17 protein-coding genes, 2 tRNA genes and 2 pseudogenes are annotated in these 17,601 nt (G+C 68.0%); 12 read left to right on the top strand and 9 right to left on the bottom strand.

What is annotated here, in order from left to right:
• Nucleotides 1-52: 52 nt before the first annotated feature.
• Together QMK34_RS34915 and QMK34_RS48035 are read left to right on the top strand one after the other, a co-directional pair.
• Nucleotides 53-1,237 (top strand): serine/threonine protein kinase, encoded by a 1,185-nt coding sequence (locus QMK34_RS34915; protein ID WP_326418973.1) that lies wholly within the window; start codon nucleotides 53-55, stop codon nucleotides 1,235-1,237.
• Nucleotides 1,238-1,335: 98 nt separating this feature from the next.
• Nucleotides 1,336-2,325: pseudogene (locus QMK34_RS48035) on the top strand (tyrosine-type recombinase/integrase); the annotation flags it as partial.
• Nucleotides 2,326-2,528: 203 nt separating this feature from the next.
• Here QMK34_RS48035 and QMK34_RS34910 read toward each other — a convergent pair.
• A tRNA-Lys gene (locus QMK34_RS34910) sits at nucleotides 2,529-2,601 on the bottom strand.
• 188 nt (nucleotides 2,602-2,789) lie between these two features.
• On the opposite strand from QMK34_RS34910, the gene QMK34_RS34905 reads away from it, so the two are divergent.
• Nucleotides 2,790-3,986 (top strand): L,D-transpeptidase, encoded by a 1,197-nt coding sequence (locus QMK34_RS34905; RefSeq protein ID WP_326418972.1) that lies wholly within the window; start codon nucleotides 2,790-2,792, stop codon nucleotides 3,984-3,986.
• Between the two features lie 56 nt (nucleotides 3,987-4,042).
• Here QMK34_RS34905 and QMK34_RS34900 read toward each other — a convergent pair.
• Together QMK34_RS34900 and orn are read right to left on the bottom strand one after the other, a co-directional pair.
• Nucleotides 4,043-4,118, bottom strand: a tRNA-His gene (locus QMK34_RS34900).
• A 75-nt stretch (nucleotides 4,119-4,193) separates the two neighbouring features.
• A complete protein-coding gene (gene orn, locus QMK34_RS34895; RefSeq protein WP_326418971.1) occupies nucleotides 4,194-4,802 on the bottom strand; it encodes an oligoribonuclease in 609 nt (202 codons plus the stop codon).
• A 126-nt stretch (nucleotides 4,803-4,928) separates the two neighbouring features.
• Here orn and QMK34_RS34890 point away from each other — a divergent pair, with 126 nt between their 5' ends.
• The gene (locus tag QMK34_RS34890) at nucleotides 4,929-6,479 is read left to right on the top strand and encodes a helicase HerA-like domain-containing protein (RefSeq protein ID WP_326418969.1); all 1,551 of its coding nucleotides are present in this window, start codon (nucleotides 4,929-4,931) and stop codon (nucleotides 6,477-6,479) included.
• Nucleotides 6,480-6,557: 78 nt separating this feature from the next.
• Nucleotides 6,558-6,869: pseudogene (locus QMK34_RS34885) on the top strand (DUF3224 domain-containing protein); the annotation flags it as partial.
• Between the two features lie 44 nt (nucleotides 6,870-6,913).
• On the opposite strand, the gene QMK34_RS34880 reads toward QMK34_RS34885, so the two are convergent.
• The 3 genes from QMK34_RS34880 to QMK34_RS34870 form a co-directional block, all read right to left on the bottom strand.
• Complete coding sequence (locus QMK34_RS34880) at nucleotides 6,914-7,909, bottom strand: S1C family serine protease (protein ID WP_326418967.1); 996 nt, start codon at nucleotides 7,907-7,909, stop codon at nucleotides 6,914-6,916.
• Between the two features lie 91 nt (nucleotides 7,910-8,000).
• Nucleotides 8,001-9,329: a M20 family metallopeptidase gene (locus tag QMK34_RS34875; protein WP_326418966.1), complete on the bottom strand. Its 1,329-nt coding sequence runs from the start codon at nucleotides 9,327-9,329 to the stop codon at nucleotides 8,001-8,003.
• A gap of 9 nt (nucleotides 9,330-9,338) precedes the next feature.
• Nucleotides 9,339-10,106, bottom strand: a complete 768-nt coding sequence (locus tag QMK34_RS34870; protein ID WP_326418965.1) for a class I SAM-dependent methyltransferase — start codon at nucleotides 10,104-10,106, stop codon at nucleotides 9,339-9,341.
• Between the two features lie 200 nt (nucleotides 10,107-10,306).
• On the opposite strand from QMK34_RS34870, the gene QMK34_RS34865 reads away from it, so the two are divergent.
• The 3 genes from QMK34_RS34865 to QMK34_RS34855 all read left to right on the top strand — a co-directional run bounded on the left by QMK34_RS34865 (nucleotide 10,307) and on the right by QMK34_RS34855 (nucleotide 13,290).
• Nucleotides 10,307-11,248 (top strand): DNA-3-methyladenine glycosylase family protein, encoded by a 942-nt coding sequence (locus QMK34_RS34865; protein ID WP_326418964.1) that lies wholly within the window; start codon nucleotides 10,307-10,309, stop codon nucleotides 11,246-11,248.
• A gap of 68 nt (nucleotides 11,249-11,316) precedes the next feature.
• Nucleotides 11,317-12,000, top strand: coding sequence for a M50 family metallopeptidase (locus tag QMK34_RS34860; RefSeq protein WP_326418963.1), 684 nt, complete (start codon nucleotides 11,317-11,319; stop codon nucleotides 11,998-12,000).
• A gap of 57 nt (nucleotides 12,001-12,057) precedes the next feature.
• Nucleotides 12,058-13,290 (top strand): aldehyde dehydrogenase family protein, encoded by a 1,233-nt coding sequence (locus QMK34_RS34855; protein ID WP_326418962.1) that lies wholly within the window; start codon nucleotides 12,058-12,060, stop codon nucleotides 13,288-13,290.
• A 708-nt stretch (nucleotides 13,291-13,998) separates the two neighbouring features.
• On the opposite strand, the gene QMK34_RS34850 is transcribed toward QMK34_RS34855, so the two are convergent.
• Nucleotides 13,999-14,184, bottom strand: coding sequence for a hypothetical protein (locus QMK34_RS34850; RefSeq protein WP_326418961.1), 186 nt, complete (start codon nucleotides 14,182-14,184; stop codon nucleotides 13,999-14,001).
• Between the two features lie 27 nt (nucleotides 14,185-14,211).
• On the opposite strand from QMK34_RS34850, the gene QMK34_RS34845 reads away from it, so the two are divergent.
• From QMK34_RS34845 to QMK34_RS34830, 4 genes are all read left to right on the top strand, one after another.
• Complete coding sequence (locus QMK34_RS34845) at nucleotides 14,212-14,421, top strand: hypothetical protein (protein ID WP_326418959.1); 210 nt, start codon at nucleotides 14,212-14,214, stop codon at nucleotides 14,419-14,421.
• A gap of 32 nt (nucleotides 14,422-14,453) precedes the next feature.
• Nucleotides 14,454-14,942 (top strand): DUF6879 family protein, encoded by a 489-nt coding sequence (locus tag QMK34_RS34840; RefSeq protein WP_326418958.1) that lies wholly within the window; start codon nucleotides 14,454-14,456, stop codon nucleotides 14,940-14,942.
• Nucleotides 14,942-15,778: a helix-turn-helix domain-containing protein gene (locus QMK34_RS34835; protein WP_326418957.1), complete on the top strand. Its 837-nt coding sequence runs from the start codon at nucleotides 14,942-14,944 to the stop codon at nucleotides 15,776-15,778. Before QMK34_RS34840 ends, QMK34_RS34835 begins: the two co-directional genes overlap by 1 nt.
• Before the next feature lie 151 nt (nucleotides 15,779-15,929).
• Nucleotides 15,930-16,289 (top strand): hypothetical protein, encoded by a 360-nt coding sequence (locus QMK34_RS34830; protein WP_326418956.1) that lies wholly within the window; start codon nucleotides 15,930-15,932, stop codon nucleotides 16,287-16,289.
• Here QMK34_RS34830 and QMK34_RS34825 read toward each other — a convergent pair.
• Both QMK34_RS34825 and QMK34_RS34820 read right to left on the bottom strand, forming a co-directional pair.
• On the bottom strand, nucleotides 16,252-17,364 hold the full coding sequence (locus QMK34_RS34825) for an adenylate/guanylate cyclase domain-containing protein (RefSeq protein WP_326418955.1): 1,113 nt from the start codon (nucleotides 17,362-17,364) through the stop codon (nucleotides 16,252-16,254). The two genes, QMK34_RS34830 and QMK34_RS34825, sit on opposite strands and share 38 nt — an antisense overlap.
• 3 nt (nucleotides 17,365-17,367) lie before the next feature.
• Nucleotides 17,368-17,601 (bottom strand): universal stress protein (locus QMK34_RS34820; RefSeq protein WP_326418954.1); only part of this gene is annotated, 234 nt, incomplete at its 5' end.

Genomic DNA, 17,601 nt, shown 5'->3' with positions numbered 1-17,601 from the left:
AGACGGGAAGTTGCTGCGGGGGCACGGTGTCCGGTGAGCTAACCTTCGGTTCATGACGAACGCGGGGGACCGATCCAGGCCCGGACTGATGCAGGGAGCGGTGCTCGGCCAGCGTTTTCAGGTGGACCGTTGGGCGGACGACGGCGGAATGGGCGTAGCGTACCTTGCGCTCGATCTGGAATCCCGTAAACAGGTGATCGTCAAGGTTCCGCAATTGCCGGTGACCGCCGACTTGGACTTTGAAGCCCGACGGCGCGTCATGGGGCGCTTCGCACGGGAGGGCCGCTACCTGAGCGATCTTGATCACCCGAACATCCCGACGGTGGTTGGTCAGGGCGAGTACGGTTCTGTCCCGTATCTGGCGATGACCTACATCCGCGGTCTCAAGCTGACCCGGTACCGCCAGAACACCGCGCCCCGGCCCATCGAGTTCGCTGCGATCGGCACGTCGGTGGCGGAAGCGCTGGCCGCTTGTCACGCGGGAGGAATCATCCACCGTGATCTGAAGCCCGACAACCTCTTGGTCGGCGAAAACGGAGTCGTCTACGTGATCGACTTCGGGATCGCGATACCGTCGAACGCAGACGCAACGAGGTATACCAGGAATTTTGTCGGCACCGACGACTATGCGGCGCCGGAACAATTCCTGGGCGGCGAGCCGGTCGTGGAATCGGACCTGTACAGCCTGGGATGCGTGTTCTACCACCTGCTGGCGGGACGGCCCCCGTTCATCGCAGACGGTGGTAAAACGTTGGAAAAACAGCATCTGGAAGACCTGCCGGCACCGCTGTCACAGTTCGTCGGTGGCGTGGACCCGGATCTGGCGGAGCTGTCCCTGGCCCTGCTGGCCAAGAACATCGAGGATCGGCCCGGGATCGAGGACGTGCGTGCGGTGCTACGGCCCCATCTGCCGGCGGCTGGCTCACCCGAGCCCAGCCCGGTGTCCTTGCCTGACGTGACGATTCCTTACCGCACCCCGGACGCCGTCCGCCCGCCTGAGGCGCCTGCCCGGAGCCGCGCGACGTTCGTGCGGCCGTTCCGTGCTCGTCGGCGGCGTGACTTCCTCACCGAGGCCGACATCGCGGAGACCATCCGGCGGGCCATGGCCGAACACGACGGTGCGACCGCTGTCCGCATGCTGACCGAGCTGCGGGGTCAGGCGATCGAGACGTTCGGGACGGGTAACCCCAAGCTGGAGCCGATCGAGCGGGCTCTGAACCTGCGGGAACCTCGCTGACATCGATACGGCGCGAAGGCTGACTCCCTGCAGGCTTAGGAGACCTTCAGTCATCATGGCTCGTCCGGGCCGGTGCTGCGGCGTTGGAGCATCCGTTGATGGACCAGGTTTTCGATGAGTTCCTGGTGGTGAAGAAGCGCACGGTCAGCCGGAACATGTTCCGCTCGTATGAGTCGCATGTCCGGCTGTATTTGCGTCCGCATCTGGGGCATCTGCGGCGGGACAAACTTCGGGTCGGGCACTTGGACGCGATGGTCGAGGGGATCGGGGAGCACAACGAGCGGATCGCTGAGTATCGGGAGAGTGGCGATCCGGTGAAGGTCGCGGCGGTGAAGTGGCAACGTCCGGTGGGGCCGTCGTCGTTGCGCAAGATCGTCGAGTCGTTGCGTGCGGTTTTGAGGCCTGCGGTGAAGGAGGGGTTGCTGCTGGTGAACGTCGCGTCTCTGGTGCCGTTGCCTCCGGCGAATCGGCCTCGGCCGAAGTTGTGGACTCCGGAGCGGGTGGAGTTATGGCGCAAGACTGGGGTGGTCCCGTTTCCGGTGATGGTGTGGACCCCGGAGTTGACTGGGGAGTTTTTGGACTTCGCGGTGAATCACCGGCTGTATCCGTTGTTCCATCTGATCGCGCATACCGGGTTGCGTCGTGGTGAGGCGTGCGGGCAGCGTCGGTCGGACACTTATCTGGAAGCGTCGTCGATCGAGGTGGCGAATCAGATCGTGCAGTACGGGTGGGAGACCGGTCAGTCGAGTCCGAAGACTCCGTCGTCGGAAGGTCTTGTGGCGTTGGATACGGACACGGTTCTGGTCCTGGCCCGCCACGTGGCGTGTCAGGACGCGGATAGGGAGCGGCTCGGCAGCGATTGGGTCGACACCGATCTGCTGTTCACTCAGCCTGACGGCAGTCCACTGCATCCTGCTGACGTCGGGGACACGTTCAGTGAGCTGGTCCGGCTGGCTGGGTTGCCGCCGGTGACGTTGCACGGGCTGCGGCACGGGGCAGCGACGATGGCGTTGGCGGCGGGGGTGGACATCAAGGTGGTGCAGCACATGCTCCGGCACTCGTCGATCACCGTGACCATGGACCTCTACACCAACGTGCTGACGGAGGTCGCTCTCGCGGCGGCTGAGGCCATCGCCGGGATCATCCCGCGGCAGCCGTTGCACTCGACGCGCACTCTCGGGCTCTCCTCGGGCTCGCAGGAGACCATAAAGGACGGTCGGGAAGTGGAAGAAATGACTCCGAAAAACACAAAAGCCCAGGTCACCGTTTTAAGTGACCTGGACCTTGGGAGTGCGCCATCAGGGACTCGAACCCCGAACCCGCTGGTTAAGAGCCAGCTGCTCTGCCAATTGAGCTAATGGCGCTTGGCAAGACCGCCGTGGTTACCCTCGGCGACGTGGAAAACATTAACACAGGGCCGACGGCGCGTTGTTCAGGGGGTCGGCTTGGCCGCGCCACGCCCGGCTGGCTGTCTGCGCGGGGGTGTCGTGGCCGGTCAGGCACACTGTAGCTGCACGATCGGGTCATTTTGCTACGGAACGGGCGGTTTGTCATGAAGGTCTGGGGTGGGGCTGCGGTTCCGGTGCTGGTGATCGTGGCCGGGCTCACGTTGGCCGGTTGTACGTCCACACCTTCGGGTGGTCCTGGGCCGAGTGGCAGCGCCCCGCCGAGCAGCAGTGTTCCCGTGGTCAAGGCTGCTGCGCTCAGCCTGGCTCCCGCGCAGGGTGCCGGGGACGTCGCGCCCGGTGAACCGGTGACCGTGACCGTCGCCGACGGCAAGATCGGGGAGGTCAAGCTCGCGGGTGCGGATGGCAAGCAGGTCGCGGGCAAGGCCAAGGCCGACGGCTCGGGCTGGGAGTCCAGCGAACCGCTCGGGTACGGCAAGAGCTACACGGTCACCGCGGCCGCCACCGGGTCCGATGGCAAGCCCGTCACCTCGACCTCCAGTTTCACCACCGTGAAGCCCGCTCGGCAGGTTTCCGTGTCGGTCAACCTTGCCGAAGGCGAGACCGTCGGGGTCGGCATGCCCCTCATTTTCACCTTCTCCGGCAACGTCGCGGACAAGGCTGCGGCCGAGAAGGCGCTGAAGGTCGTCACCGAACCCAAGGCCGAGGGCGCCTTCCACTGGTTCGGCGACAAGTCGGTCACCTGGCGGCCGCGGGGGTACTGGAAGAGCGGCACCAAGATCGCCGTCAACGCCGCGATCTACGGCAAGAACCTGGGCAACGGCACCTACGGCCGTGAGGACAAGCCGGTGAGCGTCATCGTCGGGGACAAGGTGGTCGCGCTCGCGGACGGCGGCACCCACCAGCTGAAGGTCCTGGTCAACGACCAGGAGGTCAAGTCCATGCCGATCTCCATGGGCAAACCCGGCCACGCCACCCCGGGCGGCACTTACACCGTGATGAGCGAGCACGTCGGCTACACGATGGACTCCGGCACGTACGGCGTCCCTGCCGACACTAAGGGCGGCTATCGGACGTTCGTGCAGTACGCGGTCCGGATGTCCTACAGCGGCATTTTCTACCACTCCGCGCCGTGGTCGGTGGGCTCGCAGGGCAAGCGCAACGTCAGCCACGGCTGCATCAACCTCTCCACCGAAAACGCGAAGTGGCTGATGGACACGTCCAAGACGGGTGACCTCGTCACCGTCGCCAACAGCGGTGGCCCGGCGCTGGAGAGCACCGACGGCTGGAGTGTCTGGCAGCTGTCCTGGGACGAGTGGAAGAGCGGCGGCGACAAGAACTGAAACAAAAACCCCAGCCTGCCGATTGTGGGCCTTCCGGCCCCGACAGACTGGGGTGATGGGGTGGACGACGGGGCTCGAACCCGCGACCTCCGGGACCACAACCAGGTGCTCTACCAGCTGAGCTACGCCCACCATTACCGCGGTTTTCGTCTCCGATCACCACGGCTCGAATATCGTATCGTGCCCTTTCGGCGGACTCGCAGGGGGTTACCCGTGGTGCTGTTCCTGCACTTCAGCGGCGACGGCCTTGGCCTGCTCGCTGGTGGGGCCGGGCTGCGGGACGAAGGCGACGCGCCGGTAGTAGTCGAGCTCGCTGATGGATTCCTTGATGTCGGCGAGCGCCCGGTGCGCGAGGCCCTTCTCGGGCTTGGCGTAGTAGATCCGCGGGTACCAGCGGCGGACGAGCTCCTTGATCGAGGACACGTCGACCATGCGGTAGTGCAGGTGGGTGTCGAGCTCGGTCATGTCGCGCGAGATGAAGCCGCGGTCGGTGCCGATGGAGTTGCCCGCCAGCGGCGCGCTGTTGGGCTCCGGGACGTGCTCGCGGATGTAGGCGAGGACACGCTGCTCGGCTTCCTCGAGGGTGACCGCGGACTGCCGGACCTCCTCGGTGAGCCCGGAATGCGCGTGCATGTCGCGGACGATGTCGGGCATGGCCGCGAGTGCATCGTCATCCGCGTGGATGACGATGTCGACGCCTTCGCCGAGCACGTTGAGCTCGGCGTCGGTCACCAGCGCGGCGATTTCGATCAACTTGTCGCTGCCGAGGTCGAGCCCCGTCATCTCACAGTCGATCCAGACTAGGCGGTCGGTCACCGGGGAACCCTAACCCGACACGGGGATACGAGCCGCGCCACCTGCGTGTTCGGCGCGTTACGCTCTGGCTCGGGACACCGCAGGTGTGTCGTCGGACACACGCCAGGGACGGATCGGGAGCAGCCAGTGGCCGAGCAGCAGACGTCGTCGGGGCCCGCGCAGGAGATCGCGCAGGGGTATGTCAGTGAGGGTGCGGCGATCGAGCTCGGCGCCGTGATGATCGATGGCCAGGTCGAGGCGGGTGCCGCCGTCCGGTTGCCGCTGGCGACGTTGAACCGGCACGGCCTGGTCGCGGGCGCGACCGGTACTGGCAAGACCAAGACGTTGCAGCTGATCACGGAGCAGCTTTCCGCGGCAGGGGTGCCTGTCGTGCTCGCCGACGTGAAGGGCGACCTGTCCGGGCTGGCCGCGCAGGGCGCGAGCAGCGACAAGCTGTCCAAGCGCGCGCAGGAGCTCGGCGACGACTGGCAGCCCGCCGCGTTCCCGGTGCAGTTCCTCTCGCTGGGTACCGGCGGGAAGGGCTCGCCGATCCGCGCGACGATCACCAGTTTCGGGCCGGTGCTGCTGTCGAAGGTGCTGGGGCTCAACGAGACCCAGGAGTCGACGCTGGGGCTGATCTTCCACTGGGCCGACCAGCGGGGGCTGGCGCTGCTGGACACGAAGGACCTCCGCTCGGTCATCACGCACCTGACCAGCGACGAGGGCAAGGAGGACCTGAAGGGCATCGGCGGGGTTTCCGGGGCGACAGCGGGGGTCATCCTGCGCGCACTGTCCAATTTGGAGGCCCAGGGTGGCGAGGACTTCTTCGGTGAGCCGGAGCTCGACGTCCACGACCTGATGCGCGAGACCGGCGGCAAGGGCCTGGTCACCTTGCTGGAGCTGGACAACCTGCAGGCGAAGCCGGCGTTGTTCTCGACCTTCCTGATGTGGCTGCTGGCCGAACTGTTCGAGGAGTTGCCCGAGGCGGGCGACCTCGACAAGCCCAAGCTGGTGTTCTTCTTCGACGAAGCGCACCTGCTGTTCAGTGACGCGTCGAAGGCGTTCCTGGAGCGCATCGAGCAGACCGTGAAGCTGATCCGCTCGAAGGGCGTGGGCATCTTCTTCTGCACGCAGCTGCCCACCGACATCCCGAACAACGTGCTTTCCCAGCTCGGCGCGCGGGTGCAGCACGCCCTGCGCGCGTTCACCCCGGACGACCAGAAGGCGTTGTCCCGCACGGTGAAGACGTATCCGAACACCAAGGTCTACAACCTCGAAGAGGCGCTGACGTCGCTGGGCATCGGCGAGGCCATCGTGACGGTGCTCTCGGAGCGCGGCGCGCCGACGCCGGTGGCGTGGACGAAGCTGCGGGCGCCGCGGTCGTTGATGGGCTCGATCGGCGAAGAGGCGATCTCGGCGGCCACGAACGCTTCGGACCTGCACGCGAAGTACTCCGAGACGATCGACCGCGAGTCGGCCTACGAGAAGCTCGCCGCGAAGGTGGCGGGTCCGCCCGTCCAGGAGGGGCAGCAGCCGCCCGCTCCCCAAGCCCCTCCGGCGGCGAAGCCGCAGAAGGAAGAGCCCGGTTTCATCGAGCAGACCATGAAGAACCCGGCGGTGAAGTCGTTCCTGCGGTCCGCGGCGGGCGCGCTGGGCCGCGAGGTCACGCGGGGGCTGTTCGGAAACCGGAAGCGCTAGCGAATACCTGACAGGATCTGACAGGTATCGGGGTCAAGCTGTGCTGAAGTCACCCGTTCGACAGACAGGACACCGATCATGACCAGCACCGCCACGGCTTCGTTCGTCCTCGACAAGTGGGACCCGCAGTCCTCCGACGAGGCCGAAGGCACTCAGTTCGCGCGGGTGGCCATCGCCAAGACGTTCACCGGAGCTGTGGAGGGCACGAGCACCGTCGAGATGCTGACGGCCGTGACGGAGGCTTCGCGCGCGTACGTAGCCTTCGAGCGCTTCGCGGTGTCCGTCGACGGCCGCAAGGGTTCGTTCGTCCTGCACCACACCGCGGGGGACCAGGGGCTGAGCCTGAGCATCCTGGCGGGCTCGGGCACCGGCGACCTGGCGGGCATCTCCCGAGGCAAGGGATGGGCCGCCCCGACCGCGGTCCATCCCGGCGATCACCCGACGATCTGCCGCACGATCGTCTTGGCGTCGTTGATGGGGATCGCGAAGCCGATGCCGACGCTGCCGGCGGACCCGCTGGCCGACGCGCTCGGGTTGTACAGCGCCGAGTTGATCCCGATGACGTTGCCGGAGTCGTCGACCAGCGCCCCGCCCGAGTTGCCCTGGTTGATCGAGGCGTCGGTCTGGATCGCGGTGTAGCTCGGCGCGTTCGTGCTCTGCTGGTTCGCGGTGCGGTCGTACGGCGAACGCTGCTGCTGCGACTGCTGGCCGACGTCGGACAGCTTGCGGTTCAGCGCGCTCACGATGCCGGTGGTCACGGTGTTCTGCAGGCCGCCCGGCGAGCCGATCGCCACGACGCCCTGGCCGACGGAGAGCTTGCCGGAGTCGCCCAGCGTCGCCGCGGTGAGGCCGCTGGCGTTCTTGGCCTGCAGGACGGCGATGTCCGCCTTGGTATCCGCGCCGACCACGCTGGCCTGGTACTTCGTGCCGTCGGACAAGGTGATCGTGACGTCCCCGACCGCGCCGTCGACGACGTGGGCGTTGGTCAGGATGCGCCCGTCGGCCGTCAGTACCACGCCGGACCCGATGGCCTCGCCCTGCTGCAGGGTGACGTTCACCTGGACCACGCTCGGCAGCACCTTGGCGGCCACCGCGCTGACGTCGGTGGGGGAGGTGTTGGACACCTGCTGGCCGGTGACGACCTGGGAGGTGGAGCCGGTCGCGGCCGGGCTACCGCTGACGCCGATGATCGCGGCCCCGCCGACGCCGCCGATCAGCGCCGCGCCGAGCGCGGTGGCGCCGACGAGCATCGCCAGCCGTCCGCCCTTCTTCTTCGCCGGGGCGGGCTGGGGCTGGGGCTGTGTGAAGAGCGGATTCGGCGCGGCCTGCTGCTGGTAGCCGTACTGGGCGAACGGCGGGTACTGGGGGTGCTGGGGCGGCTGGTGCCCACCAGTGGAGGCGGGGCCGGGCCGACTCTCGTTCTCGGTCATGAACCCAGGTTCGCGCTCGCGGTTGTGAAAACCCTGTGGAATGACCCCCGGCTTTGCTGAGAAGAATCAGCTGAGAAAACTCAGGTTCTCCTCAGTCGAAGAACGAGGGAACGTCCAGCGCTCCGCCTGACGCCTCGAACTCCTCGTGCACCGCGTTCCGGAGCGCGGCGTCGCCGAGGTAGTCGGCTGCGGTCAGCGCGAGCCCGAGCGCTCCATCGACCACGGCCTTGTCCCCGTCGGGCGAACCGGCCGCGGCCGCGAACTCCTTGGTGTGCAGGGCGACCGTCGCGGCGGACACCGCGATCATCGGGTGGATCGCTGGCATCCGGTAAGAGAGGTTGCCGAGGTCGGTCGAACCGGTGAGGAACTCGGGCACGATCCCGGGCGGCAGTGGTGTGCGCCCGGTCGGCTCCTGGTTGACCGACCAGCGTCCGGCGAGCGTGGTGTTGAACCGGATCGGCAGATAAGCGGGCTGCGCGTCCCAGCGCAGTTCGACGCCACAGCCGGACATCTCCGCGGCACCGTGGGCGATACGGGTCATCCGTTCGGCGAGGTCGGCGAGGGTGTCCGGGTTCGCGGAGCGCAGATAGAACAGCAGCGCCGCCCGTTCGGGGATCACGTTCGGGCGAGCGCCGCCGTCGGTGAACACGCCGTGTACCCGGTCGCTCGACGGCAACTGCTGGCGCAGCGCGGAAACGCCCTGGTACGCGCTGACCGCCGCGTCGAGCGCGTTGCGGCCCATGAACGGCTGCGCGGAGGCGTGCGCGCCGACGCCGTGGAACACCATCTCCAGCTGACGCCTGCCGAGGAACGGGTGCATCACGATGTCGTGGCTGAACGGGTGCAGCATCACCACCGCGTCGACGTCGGAGAAGACCCCGGCGCGAGCCAGCGTCTCCTTGCCGCCACCACCTTCTTCGGCGGGGGTGCCGATCAACGACACACGCCCGCCGAGCCGCTCCGCCACGACGGCCGCGCCCAGGAAACCGCCCGCGGCGGTGGTGCAGATGATGTTGTGCCCGCAGGCGTGCCCGAGGCCGGGCAGCGCGTCGTACTCGGCGAGCACGGCGATGTGCGGTCCGTCCGTGCCGGGCGTCCTTGCGACCAGGGCCGTATCGAGGCCACCGATGCCGATCGTCACCTCGTGCCCGTGGCGTTCGAGCAAGTCACCGAGCGCGCGCACCGAGCGGTGTTCGGCGAAGCCCTCTTCGGGATGGGCGTGCAGGTCCTGGCTCAGCGCCACCAGTTCCTCCGCGCGGGTGCGGACTTCCGCCGTGACGGCCTCACGGACGTCAGAGGCCGCGCCGTCGTGGGGCGACCCGAGCGGTTCGGCCGCGGCCACTGCCTCAGCCGTCGAATCGACCAGGGCGCGGAGGTAGCCGTCATGCGGCGGGACCGGGGCGGCGTGCTCGGAGGTCATGCCGCGATGCTATCCGGGCAGGCTGCCTGCCACGATCTGCGTGACCCCGGCGTACCGCTCGGTGACCCGGGTGAAGCCTCGCGCGAGCAGTTTCGCGGCGATCTCGCCCCGGTCGAACATCCGCTGCCCGCTGCCGATCCCGATCGCGGTGTCGACCAGCCGTGCGGGTTGCCAGCCGTGCCGCGCGCTGGTCAGGATCGCGACGCGCCCGCCGGGCTTGAGCACGCTGGTGAACGAGTCGAGCGCGGCGTCGGGGTCGGCGAACATGTGCAGCGCGGCGAAGCAGCACACAGCGTCCACTGTGGACTTCGCGAACGGCAGGTCAACGGCGTCCGCCCGCAGGTAGGTGACCGCTTCGGCGCCCCCGGCCGAGACGGCCTTGTCGAGCATCGTGCGCGAGCCGTCGAGCCCGACCGCGAGCCCGCTGGGTCCCACCAGTTCCCCGAACGCGCGGGTGAACCGGCCGGTCCCGCAGGCGACGTCCAGTACGACGTTCCCGAGCGTGGGGTGCAGCAGTTCCGCGGCGAGGCGGACCTCGCCCGCCATGCTCGGCCCGGCGAGCCCCTTGACGACCCGGCCCAGCGCGGGCCGCCAGTAGTGCTCGTAGATCACCGGCACCAGCGACGTCCGCATCAGCCGCTGTGCGAGCCCTGTCGACGGCCCTGCCTGCGCGGATTCGCCGAGCAGATCGACGAACTCGCTGGTCGGGCCTGGTTCGGTGCCCGGCGAAAGCAGCTCGAGCAGCCGCTCTCGGGTGGTGGGATGGCTCGTCGGCACTGACAGCTCCCTCGGGTCCTTCGAGATTTCAGATACCGGCAGTATGCAACTCGAGTCGGCCGCTGGCAAGGTCCCTGAAGGCCACCTTCACAGCGTAAAACGCCGTGAAGGTGGCCTTCAGGGACTCGGTGCGCCGAAACTGTCGGACCCCCTCCCTACCGTCAAGGGCGTTGGATTTCCCGGACGTGAGGAGCACGGCCATGACCACCCCGACGCTGCACCACCCACGGGTGACCACGCATCAGATCCCCGTGCACGGCCCGTTCGACCTCGCCGCGTCCATCCGGTTCCTGGAGGGCTTCACCCCGGCCGCCCGCCCGGACGCGGGCGAGGAAGCAGGCACACTGCTGCTGGCTTTCCCGGCCGAGCGGGGCTGGGCTCACGTCGGGGCGCTGATCCGCCAGAGATCGCCCGGTTCGGTGGAGGTCGAGGTGTACGCGCCGGAGTCGCTCGCCGAGGCCGCGGTGGCTCAGGTCCGCCGGATCCTCTCCCTCGACGTCGACGGCACTGGTTTCAGCCGGATCGGCGCCGCGGACAAGGTGATCGGCAACCTGCAGCTGAGCTATCCGGGCTTGCGGCCGGTGTTGTTCCACTCACCGTACGAAGCCGCGTGCTGGGGTGTCATCGGCCACCGCTTGCGGATCGTGCAGGCGGCGAAGGTCAAACAGCGGTTGGCAGAGGAGTACGGGTGGCCGGTCGATGTCGGCGGACGGATGCTGGCCTCGTTCCCCGGCCCGGACGTCCTGGCCGGGATCGAGGTCCAGCCGGGCCTGCCGCTGCTGAAGATCGAACGGCTGCGCGCGCTGGCGAGGGCGGCCAAGGAAGGTCTGCTGGACGCCGAATCCCTGCGCGCGATGCCGGTCGAGGACGCGCTGGCCCAATTGCAGCGGCTTCCCGGTGTCGGGCCTTTCTACGCCCAGCTGATCCTCGTGCGCGGCGCCGGGCATCCGGACGTGTTCCCTCAGGCGGAGGGGCGTCTGCACCAGGAGATGACCCGGGTCTACGGCGTCCCGGCCGCGAAGCCCGCCGAGCTGGCGGAGATCGCCGAGAACTGGCAGCCGTACCGCAGCTGGGCCGCCCTGCTGCTGCGGGCCGACCGGGAGAACCGCACGGGTGAGATCGGCGGTGGGAAGACGGCCTGACGCGGCCTAGATCCCCGTTGTGGTGAGCTGGTCGGGTGACCTCGTCCGACCTCAGTACGGTTTCCGCCATGATCACCCAGTCCGACCCGGCCGGTTCCGTCACGCTCATCGCCGGTGGCGTCGCCCTGCTCGTCGTCCTTGTCAGCCGGTCGTGGCGGGTCGCGCGCAACCTGGTGACGATCGTGCACGAAGCCGGGCACGGGCTGGCCGCGGTGCTGGTCGGCCGCCGCCTGCAGGGCATCAAGCTGCACTCGGACACCTCCGGCGTCACCGTTTCGCGCGGCAAGCCGGAAGGTCCCGGCATGGCGTTCACCGCGCTCGCCGGGTACGCGGCTCCCGGGCTGCTGGGGCTGCTGTTCGCGACCTTGCTGGGCGGGAACCTGGTCACGCTGGTGCTCGCGCTGACGGCGTTGCTGCTGCTCGGCGTGCTCGTCATGGTGCGCAACACCTACGGCGTGTTCGCGGTGGTGGCCAGCGCGGTGCTGCTCGGCCTCGTCGCGCTGGTGGCGCCGACGGGGGTGCAGGCGGCGTGCGTCTACCTGCTGACCTGGTTCCTGTTGTTCGGTGGCGTCCGCCCGGTGATCGAGCTGCAGATCAAGCGCCGCCGCGGCCAGGCCCGCGACTCCGACGCCGACCAGCTGGGCAGGCTGACCGGCGTGCCCGCTTCGCTGTGGGTGCTGGTGCTGGGCGTGCTCGCGGCCGGCTGCCTCCTCGCGGGCGGCCTGTGGCTCATCGAGCCCGCGGTCAAGTAGCCGCCGGCCGGTGCGGCACACTGGGGCCCGCCGGTTTCGCGGGTAGGGAGTCGAATGATGGACGAGGTCGCCAAGGCCGTCGAAGAGTGCGCACGCTCGGCGAAGCGGGCCGCGCCGTCACTGGCCGCGGCGAGTGAGCAGGCCATCGACGCCGCGCTGGACAGCATGGCGCAGCGGCTGCTCACCCACCGTGAGGAGATCCTCGCGGCGAACGAGGCGGACGTGGTCAAGTCCCGCGCCGACGGCATGAGCGCGGGCCTGCTCGACAGGCTCACCATCACCCCCGAGCGGCTCGACGGCATGGCGGAGCAGCTTCGGCTGCTCGCGGGCGCCCCGCACCAGGAGCGCACCATCGAAGTGTCCACTTTGGACGGCGGCCTGCGCCTCATCGAGCGCCGCCGCCCGGTGGGCGTGATCGGTGCCAACTACGAGGCGCGCCCGAACGTGACCGTGGACGTCGCGTCCCAGCTGGTGAAGTCCCGCAACGGCGGCGTCCTGCGCACCGGCTCGGCCGCGCTGGGATCCGCGCAGCGCCTGGTCGAGACCGTGATCGCGCCTGCTCTCACCGAGGAGGCCATCAACGCCGACGTCATCCAGCTCGTCCCGCGAGTCGAGCGTGAGGCGGCGGCGGCGCTGGTCCGCCTGCCCAGCCTGGTACCGCTGGTGATTCTCCGCGGCAGCGGCGAGAGCACCCGTGCCCTGGCCACCGAGGCCGCGATCCACGGCGTCGGCACCCTCGCCCACGCGGACGGCGGCGGCGTGCTCTACATCGACGAAGCGGCGGACGAGGCGAAGGTGTGCGACCTGGTCTCGGCGAGCCTCGACAGGCTCGGCGTCTGCAACCGTCTCAACCTGCTCCTCATCCACGACAACGTGCATGACGCGATGTGGCCCTCGATCTCCGCCGCCCTCGCCGAGCGCGGCGTGACCCCGTCCCTGGCCCCGCACGAGCACGCGATCGGCTACGAATGGGCCCTGGACTCCGACCACGAAGCGACGGTCACGGTCGCCCGCGTCGCGGCTCTCGCCGAAGCGGTGGAAATCGCCAACGACAAGACCTCAGGCCTCGCCGCCGGCATCGCGACCGAGAGCGAAACGGCCGCCGAAGCGTTCTTCGACGGCTATACCGGCACCGGAGTCTTCTGGAACGCCCCCACCCGCCTCCTCGACGGCTTCAAGCTCTTGGCCGTCCCCGAGACCGGCATCAACCTCGACAACGTCCCCGGCCCCCGCGGCCCGGTCACCTACACCGACCTCTACGTCCGCCAGTACGCCGTACTCCCGGCGTAGGGCGGCTCAGCTGTCGAGCGTGACACTGTGGCCGTTTCCCCATGATCGTTCATGTCCACGCGGACAACGGGGGGATCCGTGTCGCTCCCGCCAGGTGTGAGCGACTCGGCTTCGTCCCATCAGCGGCGCGGACTGGCCTGACACACCAGGTAGCGACCGGCGCCTTCAGACACGGCGCTCGCCCACGCGCCGGACAGGGAATCGTCCGGCCACGCGACGCCGGGTGAGCGTTCCCCTACGCCTTAGCGACTGGAAGGCATCCCTGCCGACACCGCGTCTCTGCCGAAGGATCCTCCTTCGTACCGGGGAGATCGAGCTGGCACCCCGTGCCAGAGTAAGGGGCGCGGCTTCGGGTCGATGTCGTCGCCGGTCTGTCCGTCCCGCTCGAAGCTGTGCTTGTCGCCGTCAGGGCGTCGTCGTCGTGGTGGTTCTCGCCCGCAGCTCCTTCCGTGTTCAGTCACGGCCAGGAACGTCCGGAGAAGGCTGCGATCCCGTGTTGCTGCCGAAAGAGTGAGTCACACGGCCAGCAGCATGTCGTGACACCGCCAGTCGTGCGGTCGGTGGCGTCTTCGAAGGCCGCCTCCGCCACGAGTCCGCACAGCATCTTGATCTGTTCGCCTGGCGAAGGCATTGCCAAGAGCCGGGCTCGATGCCACTCGCGGTTCACCACCGGGTGCACGGCGTCCAGATCAACGTGAATCCGGGCCTTCACCGGTCGGCCAGTTCGTCGTTCGTCATTTCCCAAGGATCGATCGAACGTTGGTCGCGACGCAATAGAATCCATGATATCAAGCGCCTAGGGTCGCAAACATCGAGAAAATGTAACCCAAGGTAGTCGCAGGTGGTGGTGATGGCGCCGGATGGGCGATAGCCAGCCGCCGCTTCGACGGGCATTCTATGGATTCTACGAGAGGATTGGCCATGAAACTTACACATCTTGGCTCCACTTCGAAGAACGGCAGCTGCCCGGAGCTCTACCAGACCGATCGCGGTACCTACGTCATCCAGGGGACTCGGGTGACCGATCCGGAAGCACTGAGTGCGTTGCGTGCCAGGGGGTTGCCTGACCACGAGACGGTCGTCGAGGTCCCTGTCGCGTTACTCGGTTTCGCGACCGAGGGTGGCGTGTGAGCCGCCGCATCCTGAACGCCGACGACGAATTCGTGGCGTTGCTCGGCTCGGTACGCCGTTCCTCGTGGCGTTGGGAATGTCAGGGCGAGTACGCCGTCGACCTGCCGGAAGTGCGGCGTTGGCGAGCCGGTGTACCGGTCGCCGAGACCGCTGAAGATCGTGCCTGGCTTGTGCACGTGCGTGCGCTCAAACAAGCGGGCATCCCGTTTCAGCGCGTCCGGATGCTGACCGAGCCACTGACCGAATATCTTCACTGGATGCTCCAGGCGATCGGGCCCAACGTCGCCGCCGGTGAAGACGTGCGGTGGCTCCAAGAGAGCGAAGCTCGTGGACTCGGTCTCCCGGACTATGACTACTACCTGTTCGATGAGGAACGTGTCGCCGTTTTGCTGTTCACCGACGACAAGGTGCTGACCGGTGTCGAGGTCGATGACGATCCCGACGCGGTCGTGCGGCACCAGGCCTGGCGAGCTTTGTCCTGGTCCGCCGCGACACCGCATGAGGAGTTCGTGAAACCGTAGTGATTCAGACTCGGCAACTGGCTTTCGGCGACACCTTGCGTGGCCTGCGGGAAGAAGCAGGATTCCGCACCGGTAAGGAGTTCGCGGAACGCCTCGGCTGGGTCCCCTCGAAGGTGAGCAGGGTGGAAAACGGGCGGACACTCCCCTCCGATTCGGATGTGACCGCCTGGGCGCACTCGATCGGCGCAGCTGCCGATGTCGCACTCGCGCTTCGCGCCGAGGTGCGCGAAATCCGGCTCGAACGGGATCGGTGGAAGCACCAGCTGCGGAACGGGCACGCGGAGCGACAACGGACTGAGGCGATCAGCGAACGTGACGCCACCCGGATCGTCACGGTCGAACTGTTCCTGGTGCCAGGCCTGGTGCAGACGCCGGCCTATGCCCACGAGGTCTTTGAGCTGGCAGCCGCAATGCACGGAACGCGGTCTGACACGGAAGCGGCCGTACGGGCTCGGATTCAACGGCAGGAGGTGTTGTACGACGAGGGGAAATCGGTAGCGGTCCTGGTCGGCGAGTCCGCGCTGCGGTATCCGATCTGCCCGGCACCCGTGCTGCGCGCGCAGATCGATCGCCTGAACAACCTTTCGGGTCTGGCGAACGTGCGGCTCGGGATCGTTCCCCTCGACACACCCCTGCCCACGATCACCCTGCACGGTTACACCCTGATCGACGACATCGCGACTGTCGAGGTCAACCACACCGAGCTCATCATCAGCGATCCGGACGACATCGATCTGTACGAGCGGATCACCGCTCAGCTTTGGGAGATCGCGCTCGAAGGCGAGGTTGCCAGTGCGATGCTCGCACAACTCACGACCGGGCTCGACCGCCGGTGAGACTCGTGGTCCCTCAGCGATCAGTAGGCGCTGAGGCGCACGTGCACGACGTGGAATTGCGATCGGGGACGCCAGTCCGGTGGAAACGGTCTCGCGTGAGTTGCTCATGCGGGATCCTGAAGGCGCATCAACCGGACGATTTGAGGATACGATGGAACTGACCAGCAGGATGCCCTTGTGGGACGGCTCGATCGTCATGGCCTACGAGGCGCTGGCGTCGGCCGTCGGCTTCGCTGCCGATGTGCGCCGAGCGCACTACGGGCCGGTGGACGGCGTCGGCGGGCAGCAGGACCCGTTCGGGGCGCACCTGTTCGTCGACAACCCCGGGACTCCTGAGGCGCGCCCGGTGCGGGTGCGGGATTTCTACGCCGAGGTGCGGACGCAGGTGGCGCGGATCGACCAGCTCGACACCAAGGTCTCCGCGCTGCTCGCGGCGGTCGAGCGGATCGAGGCCAAACTGGGGACGACGCCGGTCAGCGGCGACGGCGGCGAGGTTTCGGCGACGGCGTGACCTCGGGTTCCGAGGGGTCGTCCGGTTCTTTCAGGCCCAGCATTTCGGCGGCGAGGTGCTGGGAGCTGGCGAACATGCCGGTGGGCTGCTCGGGGGAACGGCGCAGGGCGGACGGTCGCAGGCGGTGGTAGCCGCGGACCGAGACCGGGCGGCGGGCGCGGATCTCGTAGGCCGGTTCCTTTGCGAGTTCGGCCGCCAGTTCCTTGTCCACCAGGATCGTGCCGGGCCTCGCCACTGAGGTCAGCCTGCTCGCCACGTTGACCACCGAGCCGTACACGTCGCCGAAACGGCTGAGGATGCGGCCGGACGCCATGCCGGCGCGGACCTCCGGGAGGTCGGCGTCGGCGGCCGACCGCTCGGACAGGGCCAGTGCGATCTCGGCGCCGTCGACCGCGGAATCGGCGACGAACAGGACCTCGTCGCCGATCATCTTGACCACCCGGCCGTGGTGCTGGCCGATCACGTCGGTGGCCAGCATCTCGAACCGGTCGAGGACCTCGCTGAGTTCGCTCTCCTCGATTCGCCTGGTCAGCCGGGTGTAGCCGACCATGTCGACGAAGCCGACGACCTCGGTCTTCGACTCCAGATCCTCTTCCGGCGAGGCCAGTGCGCGGCCCGCGTACGCCGCGAGATGGCGTCGCCAGACGTAGTTCTGCACCTGCTCCAGCTCGGGCAGGAGGCCGTCGACCAGACGCGCGATCTGACGCTCGTCGCGGCCGAGCTCCTGGTTCTCGGTGATCAAGGTCCACAGCAGGTGGACCTGCCACTCGGCCAGCCGCGAGAGGTGCTGGCCGAGCGCGCGGGTCACCGAGACCTCGATGCTCTTGTCGATCATGCCGGATCGGACCAGCTGATCGGCCGTGCGCATCGCGTCGACGTCCGCGTCGGTGAACACGACCTCGTCGTCGTCGACGGTGGCGAAACCCAGCGCCCGCCACAACCGGCGGGACCGCTCGTCGGGCACGCCCGCCTTCGCGGCCACTTCCAGCCGGGTGTACTTGCGCTTGCCGCCGAGCAGGACGCGTTCGAGGCGCTGCTGCAGGTCGTCGGCGGAGCTCTCGCCGGGCTCGGACACGGCCTAGGTGGTGTGCACGATCAGCACGTCGACGCCGGACTTGCGGGCGACCTCCGACGGCACCGAGCCGAGGATCCGGCCGGTCAGCGTGTTGAGCCCGCGGTTGCCGACGACCAGCAGGTCCGCCGAATGATCGGCGACGACCTTGCGCAGCGACTCCACCGGGTCACCCACCTTGGCGAGCGTCTCGATGGTCGCCGCGCCGAGCTTGGCCGCGCGGTCGCGCGCGCTCTGCAG

It is taken from the genome of Amycolatopsis sp. H20-H5 (assembly GCF_035828755.1).
Taxonomy (GTDB): Bacteria; Actinomycetota; Actinomycetes; order Mycobacteriales; family Pseudonocardiaceae; genus Amycolatopsis.
This window is presented reverse-complemented; position numbering and strand designations above follow the sequence as displayed.